Here is a 16,912-nt window from a genome sequence, read left to right as displayed (position 1 = left end):
GGGACGTAATACAGTGCGTCAACCCTCTCCTTAGACCCGCCACCGCCGCCTTCCAAGGGCTTTGCCTCGAGAGCGGCGCGCTTGATAGCTCGCACATTTGCGCCTTTGACCTGAGCGCGCGGCGGTGCTTAGGGGAGCCCCCGAAGCCTTGGGCTTGTATTCGACTTAGCGAGGGATGGGTTCGATGAGTGACATGACGGCGAACGAGGGTGCGGTGCGGATCGAGACCGATTCGCTCGGCGAGGTGGCGGTCCCGGCGGACATGCACTGGGGCGCGCAGACGCAGCGCTCGATCGTCAACTTCCCGATCGGCGGCGAGACCATGCCCCCCGCCCTCGTGCGCGCATTGGGCGTGCAGAAGCTTGCGGCGGCGAAGGCCAACATGAAGCTCGGCGTGCTCGACGCAACGCTCGGCGAGGCGATCGTGACGGCCGCGCGCGAGGTGATCGACGGGACGCTTGCCGACCAGTTCCCGCTGGTGGTGTGGCAGACCGGCTCGGGCACCCAGTCGAACATGAACGCCAACGAGGTGATCGCGAGCCGCGCGAACGAGATCCTCACCGGGAAGAAGGGCGGCAAGAGCCCGGTCCACCCCAACGACCACTGCAACATGGGCCAGTCGTCGAACGACACCTTCCCGACCGCAATGCACATCGCCGCGGCGAGCGAGGCGCTCGACCACCTGCTGCCGGCGCTCAGGAAGCTCCACGGCGCGCTCGACGCCAAGGCGAAGGAGTTTGCCGACATCGTCAAGATCGGCCGCACCCACCTCCAGGACGCGACCCCGATGACGCTGGGGCAGGAGTTCTCCGGCTACGCGCAGCAGGTCGCCTACGGCATCGCCCGCGTCGAGGCGGCGCTCCCGCGCGTGCTCGAGCTCGCGCAGGGCGGCACGGCCGTGGGCACCGGGATCAACGCCAAGGTCGGCTTCGACACGGCTTTCGCTGCCGAGGTCGCCGCCGAGACCGGCCATGCCTTCGTCACCGCGCCCAACAAGTTCGAGGCCTTGGCCGCGCATGACGCGATGGTCGAGATTTCGGGCGCGCTGAACGTGCTCGCGGTCAGCCTGATGAAGATCGCCAACGACATCCGCCTGCTCGGCTCCGGCCCCCGCTCGGGCCTCGGCGAGCTGTCGCTCCCCGCCAACGAGCCCGGCTCCTCGATCATGCCGGGCAAGGTCAACCCGACCCAGTGCGAGGCGATGACGATGGTCTGCGCGCAGGTGATGGGCAACAATGTCGCGGTGACGGTCGCGGGCTCGCACGGCCACCTCGAACTGAACGTGTTCAAGCCGGTGATCATCTACAACGTGCTCCAGTCGATGAAGCTGATCGGCGATGCCTCCCACGCCTTCACCGACAATTGCGTCGTCGGGATCGAGGCGAACACCACGCGCATCACCCAGCTCCTCAATGAAAGCCTGATGCTGGTGACCGCATTGAACCCGCACATCGGCTACGACAACGCCGCGAAAATCGCCAAGAAGGCCCACGCCGAGGGGACGACCCTCAAGGCGGCGGCGCTCGAGCTCGGCCTGCTCACCGAAGAGCAGTTCGCGCAGTGGGTGGTGCCCGCCGACATGATCCGCCCGCGCGATTGAGGGTGCATCCGGGCGGGGCCCGTGTCGTTGGTCCCGCCTGAATATCCGTTCATCATTCGACCAAGGGGCGAGTCCGCCCGACAATGCGCGCCTCTGCCAGTGGCGCTCGCCGGGCGTGGGCGCTATCGCCCTTGGGCAAGATGACCCTGATCCCGACCAGCGACGCCGCCCTCGGCGAGCCCGCCCCCACCGTCTCGTTCCGCACGGTGCTGTTCTCGATGGTGGTGCTGTGGGCGACCTATTTCGCCCTCACCACCCTGCGCGCCGTGGTGATGGATTTCGGCCTCCAGTTCGAGCTCGGCTGGCGCCGGCTGCTCGTCACCGGCGTCGGCCTGATGCTGACGATCGTGCTGTGGCTGCTGCTGCGGCTGTTCGACAACAAGGCGCTGTGGCTCAAGATCTCCGCCGCGATCCTGCTCGCCTTCCCGGTCGCGCTCGCGATCGGGCAGGTCAACCAGTGGGTCTTCAAGGACATGGAGCTCGCGCAGGAGAAGCTCTACGCCAAGAAATACAACATCAACCTGCGCCGCGACGAGAGCGGCAATCTGCTCGTCGACGTGCCGGTGCGGCGCGTCACCCCCGCCGACCAGGCCGGCGCCGCGCCCGATCCGACCGAGGAGGTCGTCGACACGCAGGCGGTGATGATCGCCCCGGCCGAGACCTACATGGACTTCTGGCGCAAGCTGCTCGACGTGGCGCTGGGGCGCTACTTCCTGCTGCTCGCCTGGGCCTCGACCTATTTCGCGCTGCTCGCCGGGGTGCAGGCGCGCGCGGCGCAGCGCCGCGAGGAGCAGTTCCGCTCCGCCGCCAAGGCCGCCGAGCTGCGCAGCTTGCGCTACCAGGTGAACCCGCATTTCCTGTTCAACACGCTGAATTCGCTCTCCGCGCTGGTGATGACCGGCAAGGCCGACCGCGCCGAGCGGATGATCCAGACGATCAGCCGCTTCTACCGCCACAGCCTCGCCAACGAGCCGACCTCCGACGTGGCGCTGCGCGACGAGTTCGACCTCCAGAAGCTCTACCTCGCGATCGAGGCGGTGCGCTTCCCGACCCGGCTGGTCACCGTGTTCGACCTCCCCGCCGATCTCGAGGAGGCGCGGGTGCCGGGGATGATCCTCCAGCCGCTGGTCGAGAACTCGGTGAAATATGCCGTCTCCCCGGTGTCGCGCCCGGTGACGATCACGTTGGCGGCGCGCGAGGAATTCGATAGGCTGGTGATCACCGTCGGTGACGACGGGCCGGGCGTGCCGCAGGGCACCACGCACGGTTTCGGCATCGGCCTCGCCAATGTCCGCGACCGGCTCGAAGCGCGCTTTGGTCCCGACATCGGCTTCAGCTCGGCCCCGGTGCCGGGCGGCTATTGCACCGAGATCCGCATTCCCCTGTCCCGTCCCCTCAACCAGCAGAGCAACCGCCATGCATGAGACCGAGACCGAAGTCGCCGCGCTGCGCACCCTGATCGTCGACGACGAACCGCTCGCGGTCGAGCGGGTGCAGGTGATCTGCGCCGAGATCCCCGCCGTGCGCGTGGTCGGCACCGCCAGCGACGGCGCCGCCGCGCTGCGCCTCGCCGAGAAGCTCCAGCCGGACCTCGTGCTGCTCGACATGACCATGCCCGAGCTCGACGGGCTCGGCGTCGCGCGGGCCTTCGCCGAGGCGCCCCAGGCCCCCGTGGTGATCTTCGTCACCGCGCATGACCATTTCGCGGTCGAGGCCTTCGACCTCGAGGCGGTCGACTACGTGCTCAAGCCCGTCGCCGCCGACCGGCTCGAACGCGCGATCGAGCGCGCCGTCGCGCGGCGGGGCCAGCGCCGCCAGAAGCAGGGCCGCTATCTCGACGAGCTGTGGGTGCCGCACCGCTCGGAGCTGCTGCGCATCGCGGTCAGCGAGGTCCACCAGATCGATGCCGAGCGCGACTATGTGCGCCTTCATGTCGGCGGGCCGGACAGCGCGCGCTCCTACCTGCTGCTCCAGACCATCGCCGGGCTCGAGGAGCGGCTCGATCCCGAACAGTTCATCCGCATCCACCGCTCGACGATCCTGCGCCGCGATCACATCCGCGGCCTCAGGCACGACGGCCTCGGCGTGTGGTCGGCCGAACTGGTCAATGGCGAGGCGCTGCGGATCGGGCGCACCTATCTGGCGCGCGTCAAGGCGATGGCTGGCAGGTAAGGATCGCGCGCCAGCGCGATCTCATCAAAAAACGGCCCGAACCCCAGGGACTGGAAGGGTTCGGGCCGTATGGGTGCACCGCGCCGGGATGGCGGTGCAGGGTCGCGGAGGCAGGTTTCAGCCGCCGCGTTGTTCCTTGGCGATCAGTGCAGCGAGCTGCTGCTTGGCCTCGGACCGGGCGCGGGCGAGGCACTGCTGCGCCTCGTTGCTGATCATGCGGGTGCCGGTGTCCGGGTTGGTGGTGCGGCACACGTGGCGGACCGCCTTCTCGATACGCTGGTCGAGGATCTTCTGGCCTTCGGGCGAGCCGAGGTCGATGCCCGCGGTCGAGACCGACAGGGTGCGGTACTGATGCGGGTGGGCATAGACGGGAGCGATGGCGGTGCCGGCGAGGCCGACCGCGAGGAGGGCGTTGATCGCTGATTTCGCAAGGGTTTTCATGATCGGGTTCTCCATCTCTGACAGGGCACCGGGATCGGCGGGGGGCGATCCGGGGGGGGCCGGTGGCCCTGCTGACACCCTGATACGCCGCCCCCGGAGGCGCCGCATCCGGCCTTCGATCAACCTCGCCTCGCCGCTCGACCGGCGCGGGGCCGACGGGACGAAGGGCGCGAAAGCGGCGACAAATGGTCATTCCCAATCGACGGGCGCAGGCCCATACTGCCCAGCATGGGTCCGGCGACGATCATCATCTTCCTGCTCGGAATCGCCAATTTCGCGATCAACCGGGCGGTGTTCGACAGCGGCCACCCGCTGCTGGTGCGCCTGCCCGCCGCCAGCCAGGCGCTCGGCAGCCGCTTCGCGCTCGGGAGCGAGTTCGCGGTGCTGTTCTTCGCGCTGCTGCTTTCGGTGCGCGGGTGGCCGGGCTATGCCTGGGCCTATGGCGTCTACACCGCCTTCAACGCCGGGGCCGCGTGGCTCATCCTCAGCCGCCGCGTCTAGGAGCCGCACTGCATGACCGCCCCCGCGCCGCCGACCTCGTGGCTGATCGTCAACCCGGCGAGCGGCAGCAACACCGCGAAGTCGACCGAGACGCTCCAGGCCGCGCTCGCCGAGCGGGGCTTCCGCCTGGGGCGCACCATCGCCTTCCCCGACGATCCCCTGCCCGACATCGCGACGCTCGAGGCGGCGGGGGTGGAGCTGGTGATCGTCTATACCGGCGACGGGACGGTCAATGCCGCGATCAATGCGCTCGCGGGATGGAGCGGCGCGGTGCTGGTGCTGCCGGGCGGGACGATGAACCTCCTCGCCAAGCGCCTGCATCGCGAGCTCGCGCCCGAGCAGATCCTCGACATCGTCGCGGGCGGCGGAGCGCGGCGCGGGCGGCCGCTCTGCGTGCGCTGCGACGCGGGCCTTGCGCTCGCCGGCCTGCTGGTCGGGCCGGGGACCTGCTGGAGCCGGGTGCGCGAATCGATGCGCAACCTCGCCATTGCCGAGGTCGCGAGCGAGGCGATCGGCGCGATCAGGCACAGCGCCACCGGCCCCTTCGTGCTCGCCCCCGACAACGCGCTCGCCCGCGAGGGGGGCTATCCGCTGGTCGAGCTCACCCCGGGCGAGCACGGCCTTCAGGCTGACGGCTACTACGCCGAGGCCGCGATCGAATATGCCGCGCAGACCTGGGCGGTGCTGCGCCGACGCTTCCGCGAGGGGCCGCACGACCGGCTCGGGATCGCCGACGCCATCACCCTCGCCAGCATCGACGGCAGTGCGCTCGCCTGCCTCATCGACGGAGAACCCGCCGAATGCCCCTCCCCCTTCACCTTCACCGTCGCGCCCTGCGGCGTCGACCTCCTGGCGACCGCGCATGACCTCTGAGCCGACGCGCCTGTTCCACCTCTCGGACATCCATTTCGGGCTCGAGGACCGCGAGGCGCTCGCCTGGGTCAAGCGCGAGATCGCGGCGAAGCGCCCGCACGCGGTGGCGATCACCGGCGATCACACGATGCGCGCCCGCCACCGCGAGTGGGACGCGGCGACCGCGTGGATCACGGGGCTCGACGTGCCGGTGACGATCAGCATCGGCAACCACGACATGCCCTATTTCAACCCGGTCGAGCGGTTCCTCACCCCCTACAAGCGCTTCGAGGGGATGAAGGCGCTGGTCGAGCGCGAGCTGCACCTGCCGGGCCTCGCGATCGTGCCGCTCAAGACGGTGCGGCGCTGGCAGCCGCGGATCAACTGGTCGAAGGGCTGGGTGACCGACGAGGCGCTCGAGCGCTGTCTCGCGGCGCTCGACGCCCTGCCGAAGGGCACCCGCGCGCTGGTCGCGGTGCACCATCCCCTGCGCGAGGTCGGCACCCACGGCACCGCGCTCACCCGACATGGCGAGCAGGCGCTCGCCGAGCTGGCGAAGCGCGACGTGCTCGGGGTGCTCTCGGGCCATGTCCACGACCCCTTCGACATCGCCGAGCCGACGCCGGAGGGCGAGGTGCGGATGATCGGCGCGGGCACGCTCTCGCACCGCCTGCGCTCGACCCCGCCGAGCTTCAACGAGATCACCTGGGACGGGACGGTGCTGACCGTGCGGGCGCGCAATCTCGAGCGGGTGCCGACCCGCGAGATGCAGATCGAGGACGTGCCGCCCAACGCCTTGCCGCCGCGTACGCCCGAGGAGCCGGTCGCCCCGGTGGGCCGGGTGCCGCCGGTCGATCCGCCGGTGCATTGAGCGCGCGGGGGGCGGGCGTGCCGCGGTAACTTCCCGGGGGCGGGCTTTAACCGTTCCTCTATCTGCCGCGTTAAGGCTTTGTTGGTGACAATGCCCGCGCCGGGATGGCGAAGGGCGTGAGGCATTCCCCGCGTCGCCCCGGCGATCCGCGCGATGGGGGAAGGGCGATGATCAAGGCGATGATGCTGGGCGCGGTGCTTTCGGGGGTGCTCGCGCTGGTGATCGGCTCGCAGGGCTCGAGCGCGGGTCCGCTGGCGATCCACCCGGTGACCGTCGCCGACATGAAGCTCTACTGGTCGTGGCCGATCTTCTTCTGCGGGAGCGGCCTTGCCTTCGGGATCATCTGGCTGCAGCGATAGGTCTCCCGCTGCCGCCAAACGAAAAGGGCGGCTCCCTTGCGGGGGCCGCCCTTCTCTGTATTCGAACGGGCTTCGCTTAGCGCTTCGAGAACTGCCCCAGAAGCGCGATCAGCGCTTCGAGAACTGGAAGCTGCGGCGGGCCTTGGCCTTGCCGTACTTCTTGCGCTCGACGACGCGGCTGTCGCGGGTGAGGAAGCCTTCGGCCTTCACGGCGCTGCGCAGCTCGGGCTCGTACTTGCTGAGCGCCTGGGCGATGCCGTGCTTCACCGCGCCCGCCTGGCCCGAGAGGCCGCCGCCGCGCACGGTGGCGATGACGTCGTACTGGCCGGTGCGGTCGGTGATCGTGAAGGGCTGGTTGATCACGAGACGCAGGGTCGGACGCGCGAAGTAGGTTTCCTGGTCGCGGCCGTTGATGGTGATCTTGCCGGTGCCGGGCTTGACCCACACACGGGCGACGGCGTCCTTGCGGCGGCCGGTCGCGTAGGCGCGGCCCTGCGCGTCGATCTCGCGCTCACGCAGCGGAGCGGCGACGCGGGCGATTTCGGCAGCGTCGCCCTGGGGGACGCCGGCGGCGATGTCCTTGAGATCGGCGAGATCCGAGACGGTTGCGGTTTCGTCAGCCATTATGCGGCCACCTTGTTCTTGCGGTTCATGGAAGCGACGTCGAGCACCTGCGGCTTCTGGCCGTCATGCGGGTGCGCGGTGCCGGCATAGAGGTGCAGCGCCTTCATCTGCTGGCGGCCGAGCGGGCCGCGCGGGATCATGCGCTCGACAGCCTTCTCGAGCACGCGCTCGGGGAAACGGCCGCCCAGCACCTTGGCGGGGGTGGTTTCCTTGATGCCGCCGGGGTGACCGGTGTGCTTGTAATAGACCTTGTCGCCCATCTTGTTGCCGGTGAACTTCACCTTCTCGACGTTGATGACGATCACGTGATCGCCGCAATCGACGTGCGGGGTGTAGCTCGGCTTGTGCTTGCCGCGCAGGATGTTGGCGACGATCGCGGCGAGGCGGCCGACGACGAGGCCGTCGGCGTCGATGATGTGCCAGTTCTTTTCGACCTCGGCCGGTTTGATCGACCGGGTCTGCTTGCTGAGCGCCTTCATGGCATGTGTCCTTGGTTCGAAACGGTTCTGCCGGGAGATGTCCGGGAGAATCACTCGTCCGGACCACGGCCCGGGGAGCGAAGTGGGGCGCAAATGTCTCCGGGGGATCGCGAAGTCAAGCAAAAGCGCGGTTTTTGGATAGGGTAAAATAATACCGCTAGTCCGAAACGCTGCCCATCAACCAACCGAAAGTCGCCGGGTGTATTTCATCAACTTGCCAGCCAAGGATCGCCGGAGTGTCGTAAGGGTGAAGCTCGCCGAGCCGCTCGATCACGTCCTCGAGCCGGGCGGCGGTGGTCTTGAACAGCACCCCCACCTCGCTCCCGGTGGCGCGCGCGCCGTCCCAGACGAAACGGCTTTCGACCGCGCCCATGATGTTGGCGCAGGCGATCAGCGCGTCATCGAGCAGCGCATCGGCAGCGGCGCGGGCGCTCTCGATGTCGGGGAAGGGGCACCAGACCAGCGCCGCGCCCGACATCAGGCGGCTCTCCGGCCGAGCGAATGCATTGCCCAGGTGGTCGCCACCACGGTCAGCGCACCGACCAGCTGGTGCGAGACCGCGATCCACAGCGAGACGCCGCTCATCACCGTCGCAATGCCGAGCAGCACCATGGTGCCGAAGGCGGAATGGACCGCGACGCTCGCAAAGCGGTCGGTCCGGCGCACGGCGCGCGCCAGCCAAACCAGCGCGGCGACCGCCACCCAGGCCCACCAGCGGTGCATGAAGTGAATGAGGAAGGGATCGTGGCTCATCGTCCACAGCACCCCCCGCGACCAGTCGATCTCGGGCACCAGCCGCCCGTTCATCAGCGGCCAGTCGTTCGCCGCGAGTCCCGCATCGAGCCCCGCCACCCACGCCCCGAGGGTCAGCTGCACGACCAGCACGACCGCCACCAGCGCGCCCCCGAGGGTCAGCCGCGCGGTCCGCGCGCCGGAGTCCGCGGCAAGCTGCGCGAGGTCGCGCGCGGTCCACACCAGCCCGGCGAGCAGGAACAGCGCGGTCAGGAGGTGCGCGGAGAGGCGGAAGTGGCTCACGCTGGTGAGGTCGGTGCCGACGCCCGAGGACACCATGTACCAGCCGAGCGCCCCCTGCCCGAGGATCAGCCCGAACATCGCCGCGAGCCGCCAGCCGTAGCCCGCCGGGATCGCCCGGCGCGCGGCGAAGACCAGCAGCGGCAGGAGATAGGCGAGCCCGATCAGCCGCCCGAGGATGCGGTGGAACCACTCCCAGAAGAAGATGAACTTGAACGCCGCGAGGTCCATCCCCGCCGGGCCGCTCTCGACCCGATACTGGCTGGTGGCCTGATATTTGGCGAACTCCGCCTGCCACTGCGCTTCGGTGAGCGGGGGGAGGATGCCGCTGACGACGTTCCACTCGGTGATCGAGAGGCCGCTCTCGGTGAGGCGGGTGATGCCGCCGACGACGACGATCGTCACGACGAGCGCCGCGACGACCCACAGCCAGCGGGCGATCGCGAGCGGCCGGGCGCGCGCGTCGGGTGCGGCGGGGAACAGGTTCGATACGCTGGTGAACTTGGGGGCGGAGACGGCCATGACGGGCGCTATGTGCGCGCGGGCGCCGCGCCGTGCAAGGCCGTTCGGCGCAAGGAGCAATGCGGGAAGCGCAAGTTTCCGGCCACCCCGGGACTAGCACGTGCGGCGCATCGGGCCCTTGCATGATGTGACAACATCACATACATGCCGGTCCGACCATGACCCCCGATGCCGTTCCCCCCGCGAGTCGGAGCTCGCTGCGCCGCCGACTCGACCAGATCGGGATCGGGCTCGCCGGCCTGTGCGCGGTGCATTGCCTCGCCACGCTGGTGGTGATCTCGGCGCTGGGCCTGGGCGGCCATGTCTTCCTCTTCGATCCGGCGATCCACCGCGTCGGCCTCGCGCTCGCGCTCGGCGTGGCAGCGGTCGCGATCGGCTGGGGGCTGATGCGCCACGGTCGCATCCTGCCCTTCGTGGTCGCGGTCGGCGGGCTCGCGCTGATGACGCTCGCGCTGATCGTGCCGCACGGTGCCGACGAGTTCGTGCTGACCCTCGGCGGCGTCGCGCTGGTCTCGGTGGGCCACTTCCTCAACATCCGCGCCCTCCACTGAGGCGCTCCCCATTCTCGCGGTTGCACCCTCGGCCCGAGGGCCTATGTCACGCGCCATGACCAAGAGCATCACCTTGAACGGCGCCCCCCACCGCTCCGCCGCCGCGACCATCGCCGAGCTGGTCCGCGAGCTCGACCTCGCGCCCGAGAAGGTCGCGGTCGAGCGCAACGGGGCGATCGTCCCGCGCTCGACCCTCGCCGAGGCCCCGCTCGCCGAGGGCGACACGCTCGAGATCGTGCATTTCGTGGGCGGCGGGGATCATGCCGCAGAGGACACCTGGAGCGTCGCGGGCCGGACCTTCCGCTCGCGGCTGATCGTCGGCACCGGCAAGTACAAGAGCTTCGAGCAGAATGCCGCCGCCGTCGCCGCCTCCGGGGCCGAGATCGTCACCGTCGCGGTGCGCCGCGTGAACGTCTCCGATCCCAAGGCGCCGATGCTCACCGACTTCATCGACCCGAAAGAAATCACCTACCTCCCCAACACCGCCGGCTGCTTCACCGGCGAGGAGGCGGTGCGCACCCTCCGGCTGGCGCGCGAGGCGGGGGGGTGGGACCTCGTCAAGCTCGAGGTGCTCGGTGAGGCGCGCACGCTCTACCCGGACATGCGCGAGACCCTGAAGGCGACCGAGGTGCTGGCGAAGGAGGGCTTCCTCCCGATGGTCTACTGCGCCGACGATCCGATCGCGGCGAAGCAGCTCGAGGATGCCGGCGCGGTCGCGATCATGCCCTTGGGCGCGCCGATCGGCTCGGGGCTCGGCATCCAGAACCGGGTGACGATCCGCCTGATCGTCGAGGGCGCGAAGGTGCCGGTGCTGGTCGACGCCGGGGTCGGCACCGCCTCCGACGCGGCGGTCGCGATGGAGCTCGGTTGCGAGGGCGTGCTGATGAACACCGCCATCGCCGAGGCGAAGGACCCCATCCGCATGGCGCGGGCGATGCGGCTCGCGGTCCAATCGGGGCGGGAGGCCTATCTTGCGGGAAGGATGGCCCGCAGGATGTATGCCGATCCTTCGAGCCCGCTTGCGGGACTTATTTGATCAAAACGCGCTCAGTTGAGTAATCTGGGTTAGATTTGATAACGACCTTTTAACCATGGACTGCGACCCTCTCCTCGTCCGAAGGAGTCGAAGTGCCATGATGATGCCGATTGCCGAAATGCGCGAATTTGCCGGGTTCGCTCCGGCCGAGCAGCGTTACATCAAGATGAGCCTCGACATCGGGCTCGCGCGCACCGACGCCTTCCGGCGCTGGGGCCGCGACGAGGCGGAGAACATCGCGATCCGCCGCCAATACGTCGCCTACCAGGACCTGAAGGCCCTGCGTGCGCTGATCCCGCAGGACGGCACCCCCTTCGAGGTCGAGCGCTTCCTCGGCAAGCTGGTGCGCCTCGCCGCCTTCGATCTCGAGCAGGAGCGGCTGAAGAGCTTCTCGGCCTTCCGCTTCCTCTACGAACGCCTGCTCGGCGCCTCCGTCAGGCCCTACCTCCCGGCCGCCTTCTGCGCTGCGAGCGCACTGCCCTCGATGCGCCCGGAGCGCCGCAAGCTGCTGCTCCAGTCGCTCTCCGAAGCCGCCGCCACGGCGCCCGGCTGGTCGGACCGCGAGCCGGTGTTCCTCCCCGAATATGTGGACGATTTCGAGGCGGCCTAATACTTACGGGGGATGGAGCCGCCCTCGCCCTACCACCCCCCGGTCAAGCGGTCGCTGAGCATTGCCGGTCACGCCACCTCGATCAGCCTCGAACCGCTGTTCTGGGATATGCTGCGCGCCGCCGCCGCGCGCGAAGGGGTCGCCATCGCCGCCCTGGTCGCCCGCATCGATGCCGAGCGGATCAGGTCGCCCACCCCGCCCGGGCTGGCGAGCGCGATCCGGGTGTGGCTGGTGGTGAACGGCTGAACTTCGTCATTGCGAGGCCGAAGGCCGCGGCAATCCATCGACCGACCGATTGCCGCAAGCTCAGGTGGTGGATTGCTTCGCTACGCTCGCAATGACGAGGACAGGGCCTAGTCGTCCACCCGCTGGATGTTGGCGCCCGCCAGCTGGAGCTTTTCCTCCAGCCGCTCGTAGCCGCGGTCGAGGTGGTAGAGGCGGCGCACCGTCGTCTCGCCCTCGGCGGCGAGCGCGGCGATGACGAGGCTCATCGAGGCGCGCAGGTCGGTCGCCATCACCTCGGCGCCGGTCAGCCGCTCGACTCCCTGCACGACCGCCGTCCGCCCCTCGGTGGTGATGTTCGCCCCCATCCGCGCCAGTTCGGGCACATGCATGAAGCGGTTCTCGAAGATCGTCTCCTTGAGCACGCTCGCGCCTTCGGCCTTGCACAGCAGCGCCATCAGCTGCGCCTGCATGTCGGTGGCGAGGCCCGGATAGGGCGCGGTGGTGAGGTTGGTCGCCTTGAGGTGTCCGTTCGCCCTGACCGTGACCGCCTTGGCGTCCCACGTCACCTCGACCCCGATCGCCTGGAGCGCGTGGATCGTCGCCATCATCTCGTCGGCGCGCGCGCCCTCGAGCCGCACCTCGCCGCCGGTGATCGCCGCGGCGCAGGCATAGGAGCCCGCCTCGATGCGGTCGGGCATCACCCGGTAGGTCGCGCCGTGGAGCCGCGAGACGCCGTGGATGGTGAGGTTCGAGGTGCCGATCCCCTCGATCTCGGCACCCATCGCGACGAGCATGTTGCAGAGGTCGACGATCTCGGGCTCGCGCGCGGCGTTGAACAACCGGCTGGTGCCCTTGGCGAGCACCGCGGCCATCAGCGCGTTCTCGGTCGCGCCGACGCTGACCACGGGGAAGTCGAAATCGCCGCCCGGCATCCCGCCGTCGGGCTGGGCGGCGCGGACATAGCCTGCGGCGAGCTCGATCTTCGCGCCGAAGGCCTCGAGGGCTTTGAGGTGCAGGTCGATCGGCCGGTTGCCGATCGCGCAGCCGCCCGGCATCGACACGGTCGCCTCGCCCGCGCGCGCCAGCATCGGGCCCAATACGAGGATCGAGGCGCGCATCTTGCGCACGAGGTCGTAGGGCGCGACGGTCGAGGTGATGCGGGTCGCCTCGAGGCTCATCACCCGCCCGAAATCCTCGGGCCGCGTGCCCTGGATCACGGTGGTGACGCCGAACTGGTTCATCAGGTGCTGGAACCCGTCGATATCGGCGAGGCGGGGGAGGTTCCTGAGCGTCAGCGGCTCCTCAGTCAGCAGCGCGCAGGGAATGAGCGTCAGCGCCGCGTTCTTCGCGCCGGAAATCGGGATCGTGCCCTGGAGGCGGTTGCCGCCCTTGATGATCAGCTTGTCCATGGTTTCACGCCTTAGCGGAAAGTGCATGACGCGCAACTCGCCCGCGCGGGCGGGGGCTTGTCGGTTCCGAACAATCATTGACCTGCGTTATGGCGCAAGGCAGGGGGACCGCCGACGCGCGGGCCACCCGTAAACCGAAGCGAGAGCCATTGATGTCGTTCAAGCCGATCCGCAAAGCTGTCTTCCCCGTCGCCGGTCTCGGCACCCGCTTCCTCCCCGCCACCAAGGTCGTCCCCAAGGAGCTGCTCCCGGTGGTCGACCGCCCGCTGATCCAGTATGCGGTCGAAGAGGCGCGCGAGGCGGGGATCGAGCAGCTGATCCTGGTGACGGGCCGCGGCAAGACCGGGATCGTCGAGCATTTCGACATCGCCTTCGAGCTCGAGAAGACCATGACCGAGCGCGGCAAGGACCTCGCGATCCTCGAGCCGACCCGCGCCACCCCCGGCGACGTCATCGCGGTGCGCCAGCAGGTGCCCCTGGGCCTCGGCCACGCGATCTGGTGCGCCCGCGCGATCGTCGGCGACGAGCCCTTCGCGATCTTCCTCCCCGACGAGCTGATGGTGGCGAAGGAAGGCGGAACGGGCTGCATGAAGCAGATGGTCGAGGCCTATGATGAGGTCGGCGGCAACCTCATCTCGGTGCTCGAGGTGCCGATGGAGCAGGTCTCCAGCTACGGGGTGATCGACCCGGGCGAGAGCCGCGGGGCGCTGACCGAGGTGCGCGGGCTGGTCGAGAAGCCGCCGGTCGCCGAGGCCCCCTCCAACAAGATCGTCTCGGGCCGCTACATCCTCCAGCCCGAGGTGATGCGGGTGCTCGAAACCCAGGGCAAGGGCGCGGGCGGGGAGATCCAGCTCACCGACGCGATGGCGAAGATGATCGGCACCCAGCCCTTCCACGCCGTGACCTTCGACGGCAACCGCTACGACTGCGGCAGCAAGGTCGGCTTCGTCGAGGCGACCTTGGCGATCGCGCTCTCGCGCCCCGACATGGGCGCCGAGGTGCGCGCGATCGCGCTGGATCTGTTGAAGTAGGCCTTAGTCACATTCTCCGTTCGGGCTGAGCTTGCCGAAGCCCTGCCCTTCTTCTTCTCGCGACAGTCAGAAGAAAAGCAGTCCTTCGACAGGCTCAGGACGAACGGAGCCGAGTCTCACTCCGCCGCCTCGCTCGGCGTCTCGCCTGCATCATTGTCGCGGGCGATGGCCTTGGGGGCTGCGGACTTGGCCGGAGCCGGTGCGGGCGCAGGTTCGGCCTCCGCTTCGGCCACACTCTTGACAAGCCCGGTGAGCGAGGAGCCGTCGAGCCCCAGCTCCTTCATCAGCCCGTCGAGCACCGGCGCCTGCGCGCGGTAGGCGAGCGCGGCGGCGACCGCGTCGCTGGCGAGGTTGCCGCTGCCGCCGCCGGTGCCCGTCGTGCCCCCGCCCGCATCGTTCGCCGCGCGCCCGCCGCCGGTGAGGCCGTCGACCTGCACGATCCTGATCGAATCGATCGCCTCCATCGGCTTGGCGCTCTCGCGGATCACCTCGGGGAGGACCTTGAGCAGCGCGAGCTTGGTCTGGAGGCTGATCTGCTCCATCGAGAGGATGTTCGCCGCCTCGTTGATCGCGCGCTGGCCTGCCGCCTCGACCTCGAAGCGCACACGCGCGGCCTCGGCGCGGAGCTTCTCGGCCTCGGCCTCGCCCTGGGCTTCGACCTGGAGCGCCTGCGCGCGGTTGGTGGCGGCATCCTTTTCCGCCTCGGCCTGCACCTTCACCCCGATCGCGTCGCGCTCGGCCTGCTTGGCGGCCTCGATCAGCTCGATGGTCTTCTGGCGCTCGGCGATCTCGCGTTCGCGCGCGGTGGCGACGCGTTCCTCGGCCTCGACCGCCTTGGCGCGGGCCTCGTCGGCCTCGGCCTTGGCCTGGCTTTCTTCACGCGACTTGTTCTGCACCGCGATCTGCTGTTCCTGCCGCGCGATCTCGAGCGCGCGCTGCTGGACGATGCGCGCTTCCTCTACGAGCCGGTCGGCCTCGATCTGCTGCGCGTCGACCTGCTTCTTCGCCTCGATCCGCGCGGCTTCCGCCTCGCGGTTGCGCTCGGCCTGCTCGCGGGCGATCTCGGCGGCCTGCGCCGCGCGCCGCACCTCGACCTCGCGCTCCTGTTCGAGGCGCGCATATTCCTGATCGCGGCTGATTTCGAAGCTGCGCTTGCTCGCCTCGAGGTTCTTGGTCTCGATCTGGACCCGGGTGTCCTGTTCGATGTCGTTTCTGAGCTTCTTCCTCGCTTCGATCTGCTCGGTGAGCTTGGTGAGGCCCTCGGCGTCGAAGGCGTTGTTGGCGTTGAAGTGCTCGATGCTGGTTTGGTCGAGGCCGGTCAGCGAGACCGACTCGAGTTCGAGCCCGTTCATCGCGAGGTCGTTCGAGGAGACCTGCTGCACCTTCTGCACGAAATCGGCGCGCTGTTCGTGCAGCTCGTTCATCGTCATCCCCGCCGCGACCGAGCGCAGTGCGTCGACGAACTTGCCCTCGACGAGGTCCTTGAGGAGCTCGGGCTGCATGGTGCGCTGGCCGAGGGTCTGCGCGGCCATCGCGATCGCCGCCGCATCGGGGCGGACGCGGACGTAGAACTCGGCCTTCACGTCGATGCGCAGCCGGTCGAGGGTGATGAGCGCCTCGGTGTCGCGCCGCACCACGGAGAGGACGAGGGTGTTCATGTTCACCGGCATCGCCTCGTGGAACACCGGGAAGACCAGCGCGCCGCCGTTCATCACCACCTTCTCGCCCCCGAAGCCGGTGCGCACGAAGGCGGTCTCCTTGGTGGCGCGGCGGTAGAGCCGGATCAGGAAGGCGAATATGATGAAGACCAGGAGTGCCACGCCCGCGACGACCACGCCGTAGGTGATGAGGTCCCCGGTTGCGGACGGCTCCACCGTCGCGGGCAAGTTCTCGCTGGTCGTCAAGGCCATGTTGCGTTCCCCTTCAGATGTCCGGCCCGAGAAGCGGGCTCTGGTAATGCACGCCGTGGAAGGTTTGCCCCTCGCGGCGCACCAGCAGGACGGTCTCGCCTGCGTGCAACTCCCTGTCAGCCTCGTGCGGCTCGACCATGACGAAATGCGCCTGCCCGTGCCGGTCGATGACCTTGGCGCGCGCGGGGCTGCCGACGCGGGCGGTGCCGATCTGGATCTCGGCATCGCGCCGCACCAGCTCGTCGAGGTCGATCGCGGTGGTCTCGTCGCGCGGGATCATTGCCGCGAGCGGGCGCATCGCGAGGCTGTTGAGCGGCACCGCGGCGAGCCCTGCGAGCAGGCTCGCCCATCCGGGGGACAGGGGCGCGCCCAGCCAATCGGCGATCCATGCTTGCCCGATAAGGCCGATGCCGCCGAAGGCGAGCAGCAGGCTGGCGAGCCAGATCAGCAGCGGCACGCGCCCCAGCCCGAGCAGCGCGGTGAGCGCCTCGCCGAAGCCGCCGAGGTCAAGCCCGCCATCCATGTCGATATCGCCCGCCCCGTCGAGCGCATCGCCAACGCCTGAGACCTGGACAATGGCGAGCACCCCAAGCGCGGCAAGCGCGAGGACGAACGGCAGGTTGTGCGCAGCAAGCAGGCTCATGCGGGGGACTGCGCAGAAGGCAGGCGAACCGGGTATCCCATGCG

Annotated in this window: 20 protein-coding genes; 12 read left to right on the top strand and 8 right to left on the bottom strand. The window is 69.1% G+C overall.

What is annotated here, in order from left to right:
- Window positions 1–193: 193 nt before the first annotated feature.
- From fumC to ACLBKU_RS05785, 3 genes are all read left to right on the top strand, one after another.
- The gene (gene fumC, locus ACLBKU_RS05795) at window positions 194–1,600 is read left to right on the top strand and encodes a class II fumarate hydratase (RefSeq protein ID WP_410178999.1); all 1,407 of its coding nucleotides are present in this window, start codon (window positions 194–196) and stop codon (window positions 1,598–1,600) included.
- Between the two features lie 140 nt (window positions 1,601–1,740).
- Window positions 1,741–3,024: a sensor histidine kinase gene (locus tag ACLBKU_RS05790; protein ID WP_410178583.1), complete on the top strand. Its 1,284-nt coding sequence runs from the start codon at window positions 1,741–1,743 to the stop codon at window positions 3,022–3,024.
- The gene (locus ACLBKU_RS05785) at window positions 3,017–3,772 is read left to right on the top strand and encodes a LytR/AlgR family response regulator transcription factor (protein WP_410178582.1); all 756 of its coding nucleotides are present in this window, start codon (window positions 3,017–3,019) and stop codon (window positions 3,770–3,772) included. The genes ACLBKU_RS05790 and ACLBKU_RS05785 overlap by 8 nt, the downstream gene beginning before the upstream one ends.
- A gap of 117 nt (window positions 3,773–3,889) precedes the next feature.
- Here ACLBKU_RS05785 and ACLBKU_RS05780 read toward each other — a convergent pair whose 3' ends face one another.
- Window positions 3,890–4,213 carry a UrcA family protein gene (locus tag ACLBKU_RS05780; RefSeq protein ID WP_410178581.1) on the bottom strand — a complete coding sequence of 108 codons (324 nt, stop codon included), beginning with the start codon at window positions 4,211–4,213 and terminating at the stop codon, window positions 3,890–3,892.
- Window positions 4,214–4,441: 228 nt separating this feature from the next.
- Between ACLBKU_RS05780 and ACLBKU_RS05775 the strand changes: the two genes are divergently transcribed.
- From ACLBKU_RS05775 to ACLBKU_RS05760, 4 genes are all read left to right on the top strand, one after another.
- On the top strand, window positions 4,442–4,714 hold the full coding sequence (locus ACLBKU_RS05775; protein ID WP_410178580.1) for a hypothetical protein: 273 nt from the start codon (window positions 4,442–4,444) through the stop codon (window positions 4,712–4,714).
- A gap of 12 nt (window positions 4,715–4,726) precedes the next feature.
- Complete coding sequence (locus ACLBKU_RS05770; RefSeq protein WP_410178579.1) at window positions 4,727–5,587, top strand: diacylglycerol/lipid kinase family protein; 861 nt, start codon at window positions 4,727–4,729, stop codon at window positions 5,585–5,587.
- On the top strand, window positions 5,577–6,437 hold the full coding sequence (locus tag ACLBKU_RS05765; protein ID WP_410178578.1) for a metallophosphoesterase family protein: 861 nt from the start codon (window positions 5,577–5,579) through the stop codon (window positions 6,435–6,437). The genes ACLBKU_RS05770 and ACLBKU_RS05765 overlap by 11 nt, the downstream gene beginning before the upstream one ends.
- A gap of 167 nt (window positions 6,438–6,604) precedes the next feature.
- Entirely contained in the window at window positions 6,605–6,796 is a 192-nt protein-coding gene (locus tag ACLBKU_RS05760) for a hypothetical protein (protein WP_410178577.1), read from the top strand.
- 108 nt (window positions 6,797–6,904) lie between these two features.
- Here ACLBKU_RS05760 and rpsI read toward each other — a convergent pair whose 3' ends face one another.
- The 4 genes from rpsI to ACLBKU_RS05740 all read right to left on the bottom strand — a co-directional run bounded on the left by rpsI (window position 6,905) and on the right by ACLBKU_RS05740 (window position 9,453).
- Window positions 6,905–7,420, bottom strand: a complete 516-nt coding sequence (gene rpsI / locus ACLBKU_RS05755) for a 30S ribosomal protein S9 (protein ID WP_410178576.1) — start codon at window positions 7,418–7,420, stop codon at window positions 6,905–6,907.
- Window positions 7,420–7,899: a 50S ribosomal protein L13 gene (gene rplM, locus ACLBKU_RS05750; RefSeq protein ID WP_410178575.1), complete on the bottom strand. Its 480-nt coding sequence runs from the start codon at window positions 7,897–7,899 to the stop codon at window positions 7,420–7,422. Before rplM ends, rpsI begins: the two co-directional genes overlap by 1 nt.
- A gap of 157 nt (window positions 7,900–8,056) precedes the next feature.
- Window positions 8,057–8,377 (bottom strand): divalent-cation tolerance protein CutA, encoded by a 321-nt coding sequence (cutA, locus tag ACLBKU_RS05745; protein ID WP_410178574.1) that lies wholly within the window; start codon window positions 8,375–8,377, stop codon window positions 8,057–8,059.
- A complete protein-coding gene (locus tag ACLBKU_RS05740; RefSeq protein ID WP_410178573.1) occupies window positions 8,377–9,453 on the bottom strand; it encodes a COX15/CtaA family protein in 1,077 nt (358 codons plus the stop codon). Before ACLBKU_RS05740 ends, cutA begins: the two co-directional genes overlap by 1 nt.
- Before the next feature lie 158 nt (window positions 9,454–9,611).
- Here ACLBKU_RS05740 and ACLBKU_RS05735 point away from each other — a divergent pair, with 158 nt between their 5' ends.
- The 4 genes from ACLBKU_RS05735 (at window position 9,612) to ACLBKU_RS05720 (ending at window position 11,896) form a co-directional block, all read left to right on the top strand.
- Complete coding sequence (locus ACLBKU_RS05735; RefSeq protein WP_410178572.1) at window positions 9,612–10,004, top strand: MerC domain-containing protein; 393 nt, start codon at window positions 9,612–9,614, stop codon at window positions 10,002–10,004.
- A 55-nt stretch (window positions 10,005–10,059) separates the two neighbouring features.
- Window positions 10,060–11,040, top strand: coding sequence for a sulfur carrier protein ThiS (gene thiS, locus ACLBKU_RS05730; protein WP_410178571.1), 981 nt, complete (start codon window positions 10,060–10,062; stop codon window positions 11,038–11,040).
- A gap of 97 nt (window positions 11,041–11,137) precedes the next feature.
- Window positions 11,138–11,650 carry a hypothetical protein gene (locus tag ACLBKU_RS05725; RefSeq protein ID WP_410178570.1) on the top strand — a complete coding sequence of 171 codons (513 nt, stop codon included), beginning with the start codon at window positions 11,138–11,140 and terminating at the stop codon, window positions 11,648–11,650.
- 12 nt (window positions 11,651–11,662) lie between these two features.
- Complete coding sequence (locus ACLBKU_RS05720) at window positions 11,663–11,896, top strand: ribbon-helix-helix domain-containing protein (protein WP_410178569.1); 234 nt, start codon at window positions 11,663–11,665, stop codon at window positions 11,894–11,896.
- A 107-nt stretch (window positions 11,897–12,003) separates the two neighbouring features.
- On the opposite strand, the gene murA is transcribed toward ACLBKU_RS05720, so the two are convergent.
- Window positions 12,004–13,284: a UDP-N-acetylglucosamine 1-carboxyvinyltransferase gene (murA, locus tag ACLBKU_RS05715; protein WP_410178568.1), complete on the bottom strand. Its 1,281-nt coding sequence runs from the start codon at window positions 13,282–13,284 to the stop codon at window positions 12,004–12,006.
- A 152-nt stretch (window positions 13,285–13,436) separates the two neighbouring features.
- Here murA and ACLBKU_RS05710 point away from each other — a divergent pair, with 152 nt between their 5' ends.
- Complete coding sequence (locus ACLBKU_RS05710) at window positions 13,437–14,315, top strand: UTP--glucose-1-phosphate uridylyltransferase (RefSeq protein ID WP_410178567.1); 879 nt, start codon at window positions 13,437–13,439, stop codon at window positions 14,313–14,315.
- A gap of 116 nt (window positions 14,316–14,431) precedes the next feature.
- Here ACLBKU_RS05710 and ACLBKU_RS05705 read toward each other — a convergent pair whose 3' ends face one another.
- The gene (locus ACLBKU_RS05705; RefSeq protein ID WP_410178566.1) at window positions 14,432–16,225 is read right to left on the bottom strand and encodes a flotillin family protein; all 1,794 of its coding nucleotides are present in this window, start codon (window positions 16,223–16,225) and stop codon (window positions 14,432–14,434) included.
- A 13-nt stretch (window positions 16,226–16,238) separates the two neighbouring features.
- Entirely contained in the window at window positions 16,239–16,868 is a 630-nt protein-coding gene (locus ACLBKU_RS05700; RefSeq protein ID WP_410178565.1) for an OB-fold-containig protein, read from the bottom strand.
- Between the last annotated feature and the right edge of the window lie 44 nt (window positions 16,869–16,912).

The sequence above is a fragment of the Erythrobacter sp. NE805 genome (assembly GCF_046452355.1).
GTDB lineage: Bacteria > Pseudomonadota > Alphaproteobacteria > Sphingomonadales > Sphingomonadaceae > Erythrobacter.
The sequence above is the reverse complement of the archived record's forward strand: the minus strand, read 5'-3'. Positions and strand labels throughout refer to the sequence as shown.

Bases quoted from the DNA above. Each gene is read 5' to 3' on its own strand.
- ACLBKU_RS05760 (WP_410178577.1), top strand. From the start codon at position 6,605: ATGATCAAGGCGATGATGCTGGGCGCGGTGCTTTCGGGGGTGCTCGCG.
- fumC (WP_410178999.1), top strand. From the start codon at position 194: ATGACGGCGAACGAGGGTGCGGTGCGGATCGAGACCGATTCGCTCGGC.
- murA (WP_410178568.1), bottom strand. From the start codon at position 13,284: ATGGACAAGCTGATCATCAAGGGCGGCAACCGCCTCCAGGGCACGATC.
- ACLBKU_RS05785 (WP_410178582.1), top strand. From the start codon at position 3,017: ATGCATGAGACCGAGACCGAAGTCGCCGCGCTGCGCACCCTGATCGTC.
- ACLBKU_RS05740 (WP_410178573.1), bottom strand. From the start codon at position 9,453: ATGGCCGTCTCCGCCCCCAAGTTCACCAGCGTATCGAACCTGTTCCCC.
- ACLBKU_RS05775 (WP_410178580.1), top strand. From the start codon at position 4,442: ATGGGTCCGGCGACGATCATCATCTTCCTGCTCGGAATCGCCAATTTC.
- ACLBKU_RS05725 (WP_410178570.1), top strand. From the start codon at position 11,138: ATGATGATGCCGATTGCCGAAATGCGCGAATTTGCCGGGTTCGCTCCG.
- rplM (WP_410178575.1), bottom strand. From the start codon at position 7,899: ATGAAGGCGCTCAGCAAGCAGACCCGGTCGATCAAACCGGCCGAGGTC.
- ACLBKU_RS05735 (WP_410178572.1), top strand. From the start codon at position 9,612: ATGACCCCCGATGCCGTTCCCCCCGCGAGTCGGAGCTCGCTGCGCCGC.
- ACLBKU_RS05700 (WP_410178565.1), bottom strand. From the start codon at position 16,868: ATGAGCCTGCTTGCTGCGCACAACCTGCCGTTCGTCCTCGCGCTTGCC.
- ACLBKU_RS05770 (WP_410178579.1), top strand. From the start codon at position 4,727: ATGACCGCCCCCGCGCCGCCGACCTCGTGGCTGATCGTCAACCCGGCG.
- ACLBKU_RS05710 (WP_410178567.1), top strand. From the start codon at position 13,437: ATGTCGTTCAAGCCGATCCGCAAAGCTGTCTTCCCCGTCGCCGGTCTC.
- cutA (WP_410178574.1), bottom strand. From the start codon at position 8,377: ATGTCGGGCGCGGCGCTGGTCTGGTGCCCCTTCCCCGACATCGAGAGC.
- ACLBKU_RS05780 (WP_410178581.1), bottom strand. From the start codon at position 4,213: ATGAAAACCCTTGCGAAATCAGCGATCAACGCCCTCCTCGCGGTCGGC.
- thiS (WP_410178571.1), top strand. From the start codon at position 10,060: ATGACCAAGAGCATCACCTTGAACGGCGCCCCCCACCGCTCCGCCGCC.
- ACLBKU_RS05720 (WP_410178569.1), top strand. From the start codon at position 11,663: ATGGAGCCGCCCTCGCCCTACCACCCCCCGGTCAAGCGGTCGCTGAGC.
- ACLBKU_RS05790 (WP_410178583.1), top strand. From the start codon at position 1,741: ATGACCCTGATCCCGACCAGCGACGCCGCCCTCGGCGAGCCCGCCCCC.
- ACLBKU_RS05765 (WP_410178578.1), top strand. From the start codon at position 5,577: ATGACCTCTGAGCCGACGCGCCTGTTCCACCTCTCGGACATCCATTTC.
- rpsI (WP_410178576.1), bottom strand. From the start codon at position 7,420: ATGGCTGACGAAACCGCAACCGTCTCGGATCTCGCCGATCTCAAGGAC.
- ACLBKU_RS05705 (WP_410178566.1), bottom strand. From the start codon at position 16,225: ATGGCCTTGACGACCAGCGAGAACTTGCCCGCGACGGTGGAGCCGTCC.